Here is a 13,060-nt window from a genome sequence, read left to right on the forward strand (position 1 = left end):
TCACGCTGATTGCTGGGGAGGCAACAAGTGCGTGTGGGACACGGGGGGGCGGTTCGCCGCGTCAAGAAGGACGGCGGTCGCGGTGGTCGGCATGGCCGTACTGGGCATGTCGCTCGTCGCGGGATGCGGGCAGCGGTACGGGGATCCGGAGCCGTACGACACTCTGGCGCAGGTGCCGGAGAAAATCGCGGTGAACGGCACGACCGTCACGGTCGGCGACCCGACCGCCGAGGTGACCGTGCACCTGTACGAGGACATGCGCTGCCCGGTCTGCGAGGAGTTCGAGACGTCCGGCGGCGGCCCGGAACTCCAGAACGCCGTGCTGCGGCGCGAGGTGAAGGCCGAGTACACCCTGGCCTCCTTCCTTGACGACAGGCTCGGCGGCAGCGGCTCGAAGAAGGCGGCCAACGCGCTCAGGGCCGCGCTGGACGCCGACCGGTTCGCCGAGTACCACGAGGTGCTCTACGCCAACCAGCCCGAGGAGGAGGTCGACGGCTTCACCGACGCCCGCCTCCTCGAACTGGCCGGGAAGATCGACGGGTTGCGCACCCCCGCGTTCGAATCGGCGGTGAGGACGATGAAGTACCGCTCCTTCGTGACCGCCGCCGAGCACGCCTACGAGGCTGTCGGCACGGAGCCCGGAAAGGGCCCGGGAACACCGACCGCCGTGATCGACGACGTCCGTGTCCCTGACGAGATAAGCGGGGCGTTGTACGACCCGACCGCCTTCGGGAAGCTGTTGCAGCTGATCCAGGACAACCCGGGAGAGTGGCAGCAGTACAAGGACTACAAGCCACTTCCTGACCCCGAGGACTACGGATACTGAGCCGGCCCCGGAAACCCGCAAGCCCTCACGGCTTGCGGGCCATCAGGAACGCCTGCTCGGACGACTCCCCGGCCTCCTCGTCCGCCGCCCGTACGGTCTGTGACGCGAGCGTGAACCCGGCCGCCGTCAGCAGTTCGGCGATCCGCTCGGGCCGGCGCCGCTGGAAGGTCATGGACACGGGGCGTCCGAAGGGCTGGTCGTGGTGCTTGTGCACCTCGCCCGCCTGGAAGCCGAGCAGAAGATGCCCGCCCGGCGCCAGTACACGACAGAACTCGGCGAAGAGGGCGGGTAGTTGGTCGGCCGGGGTGTGGATGGTCGAGTACCAGGACACGACACCGGCAAGGGTGCCGTCGGCGAGGTCCAGCTCCAGCATCGAGCCCCGCTCGAAGCGCAGCCCCGGATGCTCCCGCCGGGCCACCGCGAGCATCGACGCCGACACGTCCAGCCCGAACACCGACAGCCCGAGCGAGTCGAGGAACGCGGTGACCCACCCCGGCCCGCACCCGAGATCGGCGACCTGGCCGCTGCCGCCCCCTGAACCCCGTACGAACTCGGCGTACGCGGTGAGCACGGCCCGCTCCAGCGGCTGGGCGGCGAGCCCGGAGCGGAAGCGGTCGAAGTAGTCCTCGGCGATGGCGTCGTAGAAGACGCGGGTGGCGGCGACGAAGTCGGTGTCGGTCATGGCGGGGACCCTAGCCGGGCCCACTGACAACGCGACGCGTCCGGAGAGGGCAGGAGCAAAAGGCAGGAGCTCCGATGCCGTCGTGACGGCTCGGAGCTCCTTGGGGTACTGCACACGTTCCGGATCAGAGCGTTCGGCTCAGCTGAGCCGAAGACTTAGATCGGGCTGACGTTCTCCGCCTGCGGGCCCTTCGGACCCTGCGTGACGTCGAAGGAAACCGCCTGGTTCTCCTCGAGAGAGCGGAATCCGCTCGCGTTGATCGCGGAGTAGTGGACGAAGACGTCCGGGCCGCCGCCTTCTTGGGCGATGAAACCAAAGCCCTTTTCGGCGTTGAACCACTTCACGGTTCCGGTAGCCATAAGCCCTCCCTGGGCCCAAAGGGTTGCCCTGCTCCAGAACCTGCAAGGTGTAAACAAAAACTTGTAAACAACTGCATTCTTCTGAATACGACGAGAGCCCGCGGTCAGATGCTCCGCAGGCTCTGTACTGCAAGGGAAACCAAACTGCAACTTGCGGCGAGCCTAGCATGCAGGTACCTGAAAGCAATAGAGGTCAAGATCACGTCACTCGGACGTTTGAGAGGCGGCACGCGGCCTTGACAGCCCCCGGGAGGGCGCACCGTACCGAACGCCCGTTAGCCTCGCGATGTGGACAATTCTCGCACCCGGCCGCGCGTCGGCCACATCCAGTTCCTGAACTGCCTGCCCCTGTACTGGGGGCTCGCGAGAACAGGTACGCTCCTCGACTTCGAGCTGACCAAGGACACCCCTGAGAAGCTCAGTGAGAAGCTGGTGCGCGGCGACCTCGACATCGGGCCCATCACGCTCGTCGAGTTCCTCCGCAACGCCGAAGACCTGGTCGCCTTCCCGGACATCGCCGTCGGCTGCGACGGCCCGGTGATGTCGTGCGTGCTCGTCTCCCAGGTCCCGTTGGACCGCCTCGACGGCGCACGGGTGGCGCTCGGCTCGACCTCCCGTACCTCCGTACGACTGGCGCAACTGCTCCTGGCCGAGCGTTACGGCGTACAGCCCGACTACTACACGTGCCCGCCCGATCTCAGCCTGATGATGCGGGAGGCGGACGCGGCGGTGCTGATCGGGGACGCCGCCCTGCGCGCCAACCTTCTGGACGGTCCGCGCTACGGCCTTGAGGTGCACGACCTGGGCACGCTGTGGAAGGAATGGACGGGTCTGCCGTTCGTCTTCGCGGTGTGGGCGGCCCGGAAGGACTACCTGGCCCGCGAGCCGGTCCTGACCCGGAAGGTCCACGAGGCGTTCCTCGCCTCCCGAGACGTCTCCCTGGAGGAAGTCGCCAAGGTGGCCGAACAGGCGGCCCGCTGGGAGGAGTTCGACGCGAAGGTCCTGGAGCGCTACTTCACGACCCTCGACTTCCGCTTCGGCGGACCGCAGCTGGCGGCCGTGCGGGAGTTCGCCCGCCGGGTGGGCCCCACGACGGGCTTCCCCGCGGACGTGGAGGTCGACCTCCTGGAGCCGTAGGCTGCTGCTCGCGCACGGCACCGGCGCGCGCGATACGGGCGCATGCGGGCGTATGAGGTGTGTGTACGGGGGAGAGGTGGGGGTCATGCAGCCGCTGGACGTCGGTGAGTCGGCCGTCGTGGGGCCCTACCGGCTGCTCGGGCGGCTCGGCGCGGGCGGGATGGGCCGGGTCTACCTGGGGCGCAGCGCCGGCGGCCGTACCGTCGCGGTCAAGATCGTGCACCCGCACTTCGCGCTCGACGAGGAGTTCCGGGCCCGGTTCCGGCGCGAGGTCGAGGCCGCCCGGCGGGTCGGCGGCGCCTGGACGGCCCCCGTCCTGGACGCGGACCCCGACGCCCCGGTGCCATGGGTGGCCACGGCGTACGCGGCCGGACCCTCCCTGACGGCGGCGATCACGGACGACGGTCCCCTGCCCCTGGATTCCGTACGGGCACTGGGGGCCGGCCTCGCCGAGGCGCTGACCGCCGTCCACGCCCTGAACCTCGTCCACCGGGACGTGAAGCCCTCGAACGTCCTCCTCACCCTCGACGGCCCCCTCCTCATCGACTTCGGCATCGCACGGGCCACGGACGGCACGGCGTCCCTGACGTCGACGGGCGTCTCGGTCGGCTCGCCCGGCTACATGTCACCGGAACAGATCCTCGGCAAACCGGTCACGGGAGCGGCGGACGTCTTCTCCCTGGGCGCGGTACTGGCGTACGCGGCGACGGGTCGGTCCCCTTTCCCCGGTGACTCCTCGGCGGCCCTGCTCTACAAGGTCGTCCACGAGGAGCCCGAACTCGACGGGCTGGCCGGTGAGTTGCGGGAGGTGGTCGAGGGGTGCCTGGCGAAGGACCCGGCAGCGCGACCGGCCCCCGGCGCGGTGGCCCGACGGCTCGCTCCGGAGGGGGCGGCGCGGCTGGTGGCGGGCGGGTGGCTGCCGGGGGCGGTGGTGGAGCGGGTCAGCAGAGGGGCGGTGGCGTTGCTGAACCTGGAGGTCGCGGGGGCGGAGGCGGGGGCTCAGGAGGGTGCGCTGTCCGGGCCGGTGGGGGAGTTCGGGCCGCCGCCGGTGATGCCGGGACTACCGGGACCTCGGGACGCGGAGCCGGAGCCTGAGCCGTCCGACCGTACGCCCGGGAAGGTCTCCGTGAGCCTGGCGGCGACCTCGGCACCCGTCGCCGGCGGGCGCGGCCGGAAGCTGAGCTGCACGGTGGCCCTCGCGGTCGCGGGTGCGATGGCCGCGGTGACGGTGGGTTCGGTGTACGTGTTCGACCTGCTGCCGGGCGGGGGAGGGGGCGGGGACAACGACTCGGCGGCCGGCAGTGACACCAGCCGGGCTGCCGAGAGCCCCGCACCGAGCACGGCGGCGGGGACGGTGGGCGGCGCGGGGACGGTCCCCGCGTCCTACGTCGGCACCTGGGAGGGGCCGGCCGTCGCTCTCGACGGTGCGTTGCCGATGGGGACGTTCCGGGTGACGGTCCAACAGGCCGCCGTGGGCGAGAAGTTGGGCACCTTCCGGCAGACCGACCAGATCGGCGGAATCTGCGACGACGATCTGTTCCTGAAGGAGGTCACGAAGACCCGGCTCGTCGTCACGTCGATCGCCGACAAGTCGAACAGGAACGTGTGCACCACGGGGTCGCACAGGGTGCTGCTCACTCCCGTGGGTGACGAGCTGACGTACGAGACGGACAACCCGGAGGCGGGGGATCCGGTGGCTCGGATGTCGCGGGTGGGGTAGGGGAATTGGGGGTGTCTTCCCACCCACCTGCCCGTTTCCAGCCCGTTTGCCAGGCGCCCTCGAACCTCTTGATGCCGGCCCGCACCTCCAGCCCGTCTGGGGGCGCAGCCCCCAGGAACGGGATGGGACGGGTAGGGGCGGCGGGGGCGAAACAACCCGCCGTACCACCCCAACTCACCCCGGGATGACGACCGTACGCAACTCCCCATCCCCCAAGTGCAACATCCCCTTGCCCGGCACCACCTGCCCACCCACCATGCTCCGGTTGATGCGCACCCCGATCAGATCCCCACTCGAGGACTCCTGCGGAGACAGCAGAATCCCCCGCCGCCCCTTCTTCGCATCGACCTGCCACCCACTGAACCCACTGCAGACATCCTCCTCGTCGCCGGCGATGACCAGCCCGAGCCCCCGCTCCGCACCCCGCGAGACGATCTTCTTCATCTGGCTCGCGGCGTCGCAGTCCTCCAGGATCTCCCCGTCGTCGACGAGGACCACGATCGGCTCCTCGACCGACGCCTGGTCGATGATCTCCTCGAAGTCGTCCTCGTCGATGTCGTCCCCGGTGTACACCTTCAACACCCCGTCCGCACCGTCCAGTTGCCGCAGCGGCGACTGACGCGGCGCCGCGATGACCAGACGTACACCCTGCGACAGATACGACTGCGCGAAGTTCATCAGCACCGTCGAACGGCCCGACTTGGCCGGCCCGGCGATGACGAACGTCGGCACCCCGGTGGCGAGATCGGGGCCGAACCCCGTGATGTCGTCACCGCCGATGCCCACGAGCCCCCACAGCCGCGAGCCGGAGGTCTCCGGGTCGCGCATGCCCCACGCGTCCGCGAACGAGATCCGCGACGGCAGGCTGTCGACCCTGAACGGCCGCCGAGAGCGCGGCACTTGGGCGTCCCGGGCCGCAGCGGCCTCCCCGATCGCGGTGATCGCGGCAGCCTGACCCTGACCGGTCGTGTCCTGTGACAGCAGCGCGAACTGGGTCTCGATACCGGACTCGTTCTTGTAGCCACGCCCCGGCGGGATCTCCTCCGGAACCTTGCGGTGCGGGATACCGAGCATCGAGAAGTCGCCGCGGTCGGCGAGCCGCAGCCCGTACTTCTCCTCGGTGAGCGCCGCGATCCGGCCGACCAGCAGGGTGCGGTCACCGGTCAGGACGAGGTGGATGCCGACGCTCGCGCCCTCACGCATCATCGTGGTCAACTCGTCGGTCAGCGAGCCGTGGTCGATCTCGCCGAGGGTGGGCACCCAGCCCTCCCAGCGGTCCAGCAGTACGACGATGTGGGGCAGCCGCTCGTCCGCCTCGGACGCGGCCCGCTGCTCACCGATGTCCGCGAACCCCTTCTCCGCCAACAGGTCCTGGCGGCGCGACATCTCACCCTTCAGCCGGTTGACCAGCCGAATGACCCGCTCGGTCTGGTTACGGCTGACGACAGCCCCGCAGTGCGGCAGCCGGCTCAGCGCGTTGAGCGCGCCGTTGCCGCAGTCGATGCCGTACAGGTGGACGTCGGCGGTGGAGTGGGTGCGGGCCAGCGAGGCGGCGATCGTACGCAGGATCTGTGAACGGCCGCTGCGCGGGGCGCCGCCGATCATCAGATGCCCGAAGGTGGCGAAGTCGACGACGACCGGGCGACGCGCCTGGGCGGCCGGCAGGTCCTCGACGCCGTACGGGACGGGCGCCAGCTTGCCCGTGCCGTGGTCGGCGAAGGCCGGGACCTCGATCTCGTCGAGCAGCAGCGTCTCGGAGAGGGCGGGCAGCCAGGGGCTGTGCTGGGGCGGGATACCGAGCGACCGGTTGGCGTCGCGCACGGCGTCGACGAGCACCTTGAGGTCGGTGATCTCCTCGTCCTCCCGCGCCTCGACCCTGGGCTTCTTCAGCGCGGCCCGGCCCAGGTCCTCCCAGGCCAGCGGCCCCGACCAGGGCATGAGGACCGCGGGGTCCGCCGCCCCGGGCCGACGTCCACCGACACGTCCGGACTGGAAGGGGACGAGGGAGGCGTGGCCGAGCCGTACATACGCGCGACCCGGGGTGTTCTTGGAGATGTGCCCGGCCTCCGGCGAGTCGATGACGTCGGACGACTCACCGCCGTCCGTCACGCGCAGCGCGATACGGAGGTTGGTGTTGGCGCGGATCTCCGGGGACACGACACCCGACGGCCGCTGCGTGGCCAGCAGCAGATGGATACCGAGGGAACGGCCTCGCTGGGCGATGTTGACGAGCCCGGTGACGAAGTCGGGCAGGTCGCGCACCATCGAGGCGAACTCGTCGATGACGATGAGGAGTCGGGGGACGGGAGGATGCGAGGGATCCCTGCGCACGAGGTCCTGGTAGTCCTCGATGTCCTTGGCGTCGGCGGCGGCCAGGATGTGTTCCCGGCGATGCAGCTCCGCGCCGAGCGACTCCAGGGCGCGCTCGACGAGGTGGGCGTCGAGGTCGGTCACCATGCCCACGGTGTGCGGGAGATGCACACAGTCCTTGAAGGCGGCGCCACCCTTGTAGTCGACGAGCACGAACGTCATGTTCTCGGGGGTGTTGGCGACGGCGAGCGCGGCCACGATGGTCTGCAGCAGCTCCGACTTACCCGAACCTGTCGTACCGGCGATGAGCCCGTGCGGCCCGTCCTTGCGGATGTCGATGCCGAACGCGCCGTCGTAGGACTCACCGATGACGGCCATCGTCGACTGCCCGCCCATGCGCCAGCGCGCGGTGATCGCGGCGGGCGTCGGGGGCTCCAGCTGAAGCACGTCGAGCAGCCGGCTCGAGCCGGGCAGCGCCGAGTCCTCGGTCTCGCCGCTGATGTCACGGAGGGGGGAGAGGGACCGGGCCAGGCGCAGACACCAGGCGGCGGACACGAAGTCGGGCCGTACGTCACGCACGCGCTCCGCGCTCTCCTCCTCGACGCGCAGCCGCAGCTTGTCGGCCTGGGCGCGCCGGTCGGGTTCGCTGTCGGCGGCATGCCAGGCGTGGAAGGAGGGGAAGGACGGGAACCCGCCCGCGACCTGCGGTTGAGGCTGACCCTGGTTGGCTGCGTAGGCCGGGTCGGCGTGCTCCTCGGCCTTGGGTTCGGCGACGACGAAGGCCTGGCACTCACCCGGCAGGAACCGCTCCTCGGCGTCGAGGCAGAGGGCGTACATCGCCACGGCCGGACCCTCGCGCAGCAGCTTGACGACGCCCGGCAGCGACCGCAGCCGCCGAGACCCGTCCCACACGACGACAATGTCCGGGTCGCTGAACGACGCCCGCTGCCCCTTGTTCTGCTCGGCCGCCTTCTTGCGCGCGTCGAGGATCTGCGTCAGCTCGCCGATCCGCGCGCCGACGGTCTCCGCGTCGGTGCCGATGAGGACGTTGACGTCCTGCCCGCCGGACGGCCTGGTGTGCGGCAGCCAGCGGACCCAGTCCCAGCTCTCCTGCGCGGTGCTCTCGCTGAGCACGTAGAACTGGACGTCCATGGGGCTCTGCAGCGCGGCGGTCTGGGCGACGGCCCACCGCCCGAGCGCCCGAGCCGAATCCCCGGGACCGGCCATACCGATGACACCGAGCGACCGCAGCGACAGCGCGACGGGCGCGTCCTCGATCTTCCAGGTCACCTGACGCCGGTGCTCGTCCTGCTCCGGGTCGTCGAGCACGACCTCGGACGGCAACTGCCCGGTGCCGACCCGCAGCAGCAGATGATCACGGTCGGTACGCCGCCGCTCCCACAGCCGCGTACGAGGCCCGGTGCCGAGGGAGAGGACGGTGGCGGGGTCGGGAATGGCGTGCCGCCGGTCCTGCCGCTCGGCGAGCAGGGCGTCCTGCGCGTCCTTCTCGATGCGCGCCTTCTGCTCCTTGTACTCCTTGACCTGCTTGGCATGGGACTTGCGCCCGTGCTTCTTGTCCATGGAGTAGTTGGCGAACAGCATGATCGGACTGAGGCCGGCCATGATCAGGTAGTACCAGCGCCCGAAGATCGCCACGGCCACGATCGCGCCCACCAGGGGCGTCAGTGCCATCAGCCAGGGCAGCGGCCGGGCCTCGAAGTCCCGGGGCGGCGACGGCAGCCGGAACTTGGTCTGCCGGTCGGGGGCGCGCAGCCGGGGCGGCCGGTTGTAGTCGAGGCCGACACCGTCCTCGGACCACTTGAGGGCGGCGTTGGGCAGGGTGTAACGGGCGAGCTCTACAAGGGAGTTGCCGATGGCGATCTGGCCGCCGAGGGGCCACTCGTTTCCCTCGACGTCGGCGATGTCCTTGCCGTCGAGAGTGACGCTTCCGGTGTCTCCGTCCGTGTCCCCGTCCTTGTCCCTGTCTTTCTCGTCGCCCTTCTCGTCGCCCTTCTTCCCGTGTACGGCGAACTGGCAGGTGCCATCGGTTGCAACTGACAACGTGAGGGCGCGGGCGTCGACTTCGGGATCGTCGATCCGGATGTACGAGGCGGGCCCGCTGCCGATGTCGTACCGCCCGACCCCGAGCCGGTGCACGAACCCGGCGACGGGCCCGCCCACGACCCGCAGCTCGACGAGCCCGGTCGGCTCCCCGGGCAGACATCCGGCCGGATCCTGAAGGCTGACAACGGCCCCTTCGCGCAAGGGCGATCCGCTGACGTTCGCGCTCGGGTCGACGGCGTAACCGTCCACATAGACAAGGGGGGAGTTGTTGGGGGGCACCTGCCCGTGATGCCCGAGCGGGATGATCTGGGCACCGCTGTGACCGACCTGTTTCGCCAGTTCCTGGGCGATGTCCCCGACGGTGGACTCGGGATCCGCGTCGAGCACGACGTCGGCGCTGCTCCCGCCGAACGGATCGACCACGGTCAGAGTCAGGCGCACGGTTGTCCTCCCCAACGGCCCCCGTGGCCGCTTCCACAACGCCGGCCACCGTACAGAGCGACGATATCCGCTCCCTCTGACAGAAGGGCAACGGGTGGGATCGCCTGTACGACGGACTCTTCCCTATGGTGAATTGGTGACGGAACGGTGTTGAACAGTCTTGTTCCAGAACCGAGATGTCTCCACTCGCGCCACACCCGTAAGCTGCTGCCTCAGCGAGTTGGAACAGCGAGTTGGAACAGCGAGTCGGAACAGGGAAGCCACGGGGGTTGGCCCTGCGGCACTTTGACGAGGGAGCAGCTTCATGGCCAAGGACCTTGATGTCACATACCAGGACATGCGGGATGCTGCCAAGCATGTCGTGAAGGAGAAGGAGAAGCTCCAGGAGAAGCTGGACGGCCTGCGCAAGTACATCGCGAACCTGGTCGAGTCCGGCTACGTCACGAAGAGCTCGTCGAAGGCCTTCGACGAGAACTTCGAGGAGTTCACCCGCGGCGCGAAGGACACGCTGGACGGTCTGGACGGCATGGGTGACTACCTGACCATGGCCGCGGACAAGTTCGAGCAGATCGACGAGGAACTGGCCAAGTCGGCGAAGAAGTAGCCGAGAGGCAGTCGGCAGGTCAGGCTCTGCGAGCCGCCCGCCCGGTGCGACAGCGCATGCCGTGAACGCACCGGGCGGCGCCAGGTCTTCGTCCCGGTCCCGGTCCCGGCCCCGTCAGCTGTCGGGGAGGGATCCGCCAGGGAGGGGATGCCGGAGCGCGTACATGTGGAGCTCGCTGCGGAGCTCTTCCGTCTCGACTCGCAGCCAGGATCCGTCACGGAACCGGATCAGCAGCACCCTCGTCTCGAACTCCCCGGAGAACGGGTCGACGAGGGTCGCCTCGGTGGCGGGGATGCGGGCGACGATCCGCATGTGCTTCTCCCGCCCCACGCTGACCCGCTTCGGCGGAGCCGCCAGGACGATCCCGTCCTCGGTGGCGAGCAGCGGTCGCTGGTGGTGGGTGGAGTGGCCGTACCAACGCAACAGGAACTGCCCGGCGTTGGCGCCCCAGTTCCCGTCGAAGACCTTGTCGAGGCCTTGTTCGGCGATGGTGGCGTCCCGGCGCTTGCCATCTTCCTTCTTGGCTTGCCAGCGCTCCTTTTCTTCCTTCGAACCCAGGGAGCGCTCGACGGCTTCCTCGGCATCGGACATAAGGCTCAACAGCATGACGAGCGGCATGAACGGCGCCCCGAGCACCGCGCCGACCATGCCCAGCGGGGGCACCCTGGCAGGACGGAGCCGCGGGTTGCCGGCGGCTTGGAGCACGTCCGCCGGGGGCTGCGGGATCTTGCCGATCCAGCACCACTCGGCGGCTTCGGCGTGGATGCCGAGGCGGTCCGTTATCAGGCGCTGCTTGCCTCGGGATGTCACGTCGGGACTCTCCTTGCCGATGCGGGCGGGATCGCGCGCCGCCACGATCCTGTTGCCGCGTGGGCCTGGGAACCAACAGCCCCACCCGTAAGATCCTTGCTCATGTGGATGGCTGAGAGACGCGCACAGCGCAACCATGGAGGACGCGGGAAGCCGACTCCGGTCGCGCTCCGCGAGGCTTCTCAATGAGGCTTTTCAACAGGGGGGACCATGTCGGACCAGACTGCCGATGTCACGCGCATCAAAGAGAGCGCACGATCACTCTCCAAGATCCACCGGGAGTTTACCCGGAACGCGAATCCGGCCGACGGCCTCGGTGTCGAGGTGCTCGGCGACCGGAGTCTGGTCGACACCTTCGATGACTTCGGCGACAACTGGAAGATCCATCGAGAGCGGCTCACGGACGAGATCGAGAAGCTCTCGAAGATTCTCTCCGCTGCGGCCCAGGCCTATGAGGACATCGATCACCAGCTCGCCGAGGCCCTCCGTGGTACGGACAAACAGGGTACGAGCGGTAAAGGGGGTGCGAAGTGACGCGCCCTCGGGCTGACGAGTGGGCGGTGATCGGGGAATCGTCGGACCCGATCCCCGGCGATCCGGAGCAGGTTGCGGGGCTCGGTCGCGATTTCCGTAAGACCGCGGAATCCATCAAAAAGCAGGCCGACGAGATCAAGGCGCTCTCGTCCGTCGAGGCCTGGAAGAGCAAGACGGCCGAAGAGTTCCGCACGCAGGCCGAAGGGGCCGAAGGGAAGCTGCGAAAGGCTTTCAAGCGCTACGACGCCGCGGCGGGCGCCCTCGGTGAAAAGGTATTCGAAGGCGGCTCCTCGAAGGAGTACGCCTCGGAGCTGCACCGCGCCCAGACCATGGCTGACAAGGCGCTTCGCGACGCCCAGGATGCGGACGCGGACCAGAAGACGAGTACCGGCGCGATCGACGGGCTGCCCAAGGACACGGCGGACGACGATCCAGACCGCAAGAAGCTGGAGAAGCGCCAGGAGGCGGCGACTTCGGCGATGGAGCGGGCGAAGAGGGACCTCGAAGCGGCCAAGGACGTCCGCGACGCCGCGGTCAAGCGTGCGCGTGCGGCCATCCGGACCGCGATCGACAACGATGGCCTGAAGGACGGCACCTGGGACAAGTTCAAGGACTGGGTGCACGACAATGCCGGCTGGATAAAGCAGTTGGTGGACATTCTCGGCTGGGTTGCGACTATCTGCGGGACTCTGTCCCTGTTGGTCGGGTGGATTCCTATTGTCGGGCAGGCGCTTGCTGCAGTTCTCGGCACGATCGCGCTGATCGCCACGGTTATCTCCCTCGTCGGCCACATTGTGCTGGCCCTCGCGGGGGAGGGGAGCTGGTTCGACGTCGCGCTGGATGTCGTGGGTCTGGCCACCTTCGGTATCGGCCGGGGCGCCATCGCCGGGGCGCGAGGAGCCGCAGCCGGGGCGAAGGGTGTCGCTCGCTCGGCCGCTTTCCGCAACGCCATGGCGCGAGTGACCGCGAAGAAGGGGACTGCCGCGTATAACAAGGCGGTTGCAGCAGCATGGAAAGAAGCGAACCGGCTCAGCGGTGGCGCATTGCGCGGCAAAGCGGGTGCGGAAGCGATCGCCAATGCCCCCAAGGGATGGTTCCCGGGCGCGGGGCGTCTGGCCGAAGCGTTCAGCCCCAAGGCCATCGGTAAAGAAATGATCGACAGCTTCAAGGATCTCAAGGCGTTCAAGGATGCTGGAGATCTCTTCAAGGGGAATACCTGGTCCGATGCCTGGAGGAATGGCATGCGTCCCAGGTTCGGCGATGCAGGACTTAACTCCCTGAGTAGAGGGGTTGACGGTATCGGCGAGGCCGTGCGGTCCGGTGAAGCGGTTTCGAATCTATCCGACGTCTTTAAGGCGCAGACGCGTATTTGGAAGGGTTCGACTGGTATAGCCTCGTTTACGGATGCCATGGACAAGGGTGCAATTACTGGATGGATCGGTGACCGTATCGGCGTCGACGGACTGGATGACGGTCTTTGGTCGGCGACTGGGATCAAGGATGCGTGGACCACAAGTGATGGCTGAGAAGTCGAAGAACGCTACGGCCCCCCGAGAGCCGGCGGTGCGGCCGA

The 13,060-nt window shown here is 68.6% G+C and carries 10 protein-coding genes; 6 read left to right on the forward strand and 4 right to left on the reverse strand.

All coding sequences use genetic code 11. The features are described 5' to 3' along the window. Window positions 1–31: 31 nt before the first annotated feature. Window positions 32–826 carry a thioredoxin domain-containing protein gene (locus tag ACW4TU_RS27020; protein ID WP_457417363.1) on the forward strand — a complete coding sequence of 265 codons (795 nt, stop codon included), beginning with the start codon at window positions 32–34 and terminating at the stop codon, window positions 824–826. 25 nt (window positions 827–851) lie between these two features. Here ACW4TU_RS27020 and ACW4TU_RS27025 read toward each other — a convergent pair whose 3' ends face one another. After that, window positions 852–1,508: a class I SAM-dependent methyltransferase gene (locus ACW4TU_RS27025; protein WP_457417364.1), complete on the reverse strand. Its 657-nt coding sequence runs from the start codon at window positions 1,506–1,508 to the stop codon at window positions 852–854. Between the two features lie 155 nt (window positions 1,509–1,663). Next, a complete protein-coding gene (locus ACW4TU_RS27030) occupies window positions 1,664–1,867 on the reverse strand; it encodes a cold-shock protein (protein WP_006380707.1) in 204 nt (67 codons plus the stop codon). A 288-nt stretch (window positions 1,868–2,155) separates the two neighbouring features. On the opposite strand from ACW4TU_RS27030, the gene ACW4TU_RS27035 reads away from it, so the two are divergent. Together ACW4TU_RS27035 and ACW4TU_RS27040 are read left to right on the forward strand one after the other, a co-directional pair. After that, on the forward strand, window positions 2,156–3,004 hold the full coding sequence (locus ACW4TU_RS27035; protein WP_457417365.1) for a menaquinone biosynthetic enzyme MqnA/MqnD family protein: 849 nt from the start codon (window positions 2,156–2,158) through the stop codon (window positions 3,002–3,004). Between the two features lie 85 nt (window positions 3,005–3,089). Further along, a complete protein-coding gene (locus ACW4TU_RS27040) occupies window positions 3,090–4,724 on the forward strand; it encodes a serine/threonine-protein kinase (protein WP_457417366.1) in 1,635 nt (544 codons plus the stop codon). A 174-nt stretch (window positions 4,725–4,898) separates the two neighbouring features. Here ACW4TU_RS27040 and ACW4TU_RS27045 read toward each other — a convergent pair whose 3' ends face one another. Further along, on the reverse strand, window positions 4,899–9,539 hold the full coding sequence (locus ACW4TU_RS27045; protein WP_457417367.1) for an FtsK/SpoIIIE domain-containing protein: 4,641 nt from the start codon (window positions 9,537–9,539) through the stop codon (window positions 4,899–4,901). 304 nt (window positions 9,540–9,843) lie between these two features. Between ACW4TU_RS27045 and ACW4TU_RS27050 the strand changes: the two genes are divergently transcribed. Then, on the forward strand, window positions 9,844–10,143 hold the full coding sequence (locus tag ACW4TU_RS27050; RefSeq protein WP_006380729.1) for a WXG100 family type VII secretion target: 300 nt from the start codon (window positions 9,844–9,846) through the stop codon (window positions 10,141–10,143). Window positions 10,144–10,257: 114 nt separating this feature from the next. Here the strand turns inward: ACW4TU_RS27050 and ACW4TU_RS27055 are convergent, their stop codons facing one another. Then, window positions 10,258–10,953, reverse strand: coding sequence for a hypothetical protein (locus ACW4TU_RS27055; protein WP_457417368.1), 696 nt, complete (start codon window positions 10,951–10,953; stop codon window positions 10,258–10,260). 210 nt (window positions 10,954–11,163) lie between these two features. Between ACW4TU_RS27055 and ACW4TU_RS27060 the strand changes: the two genes are divergently transcribed. Both ACW4TU_RS27060 and ACW4TU_RS27065 read left to right on the forward strand, forming a co-directional pair. After that, the gene (locus ACW4TU_RS27060; protein WP_457417369.1) at window positions 11,164–11,487 is read left to right on the forward strand and encodes a hypothetical protein; all 324 of its coding nucleotides are present in this window, start codon (window positions 11,164–11,166) and stop codon (window positions 11,485–11,487) included. A 26-nt stretch (window positions 11,488–11,513) separates the two neighbouring features. Next, window positions 11,514–13,013 carry a putative T7SS-secreted protein gene (locus ACW4TU_RS27065; RefSeq protein WP_457417370.1) on the forward strand — a complete coding sequence of 500 codons (1,500 nt, stop codon included), beginning with the start codon at window positions 11,514–11,516 and terminating at the stop codon, window positions 13,011–13,013. The last annotated feature ends 47 nt before the right edge of the window (window positions 13,014–13,060 follow it).

The organism is Streptomyces kryoterrae (assembly GCF_054072135.1).

Excerpts from the sequence above, each read along its gene's own strand:
- ACW4TU_RS27040 (WP_457417366.1), top strand. The coding sequence starts at position 3,090 with ATGCAGCCGCTGGACGTCGGTGAGTCGGCCGTCGTGGGGCCCTACCGG.
- ACW4TU_RS27030 (WP_006380707.1), bottom strand. The coding sequence starts at position 1,867 with ATGGCTACCGGAACCGTGAAGTGGTTCAACGCCGAAAAGGGCTTTGGT.
- ACW4TU_RS27025 (WP_457417364.1), bottom strand. The coding sequence starts at position 1,508 with ATGACCGACACCGACTTCGTCGCCGCCACCCGCGTCTTCTACGACGCC.
- ACW4TU_RS27050 (WP_006380729.1), top strand. The coding sequence starts at position 9,844 with ATGGCCAAGGACCTTGATGTCACATACCAGGACATGCGGGATGCTGCC.
- ACW4TU_RS27060 (WP_457417369.1), top strand. The coding sequence starts at position 11,164 with ATGTCGGACCAGACTGCCGATGTCACGCGCATCAAAGAGAGCGCACGA.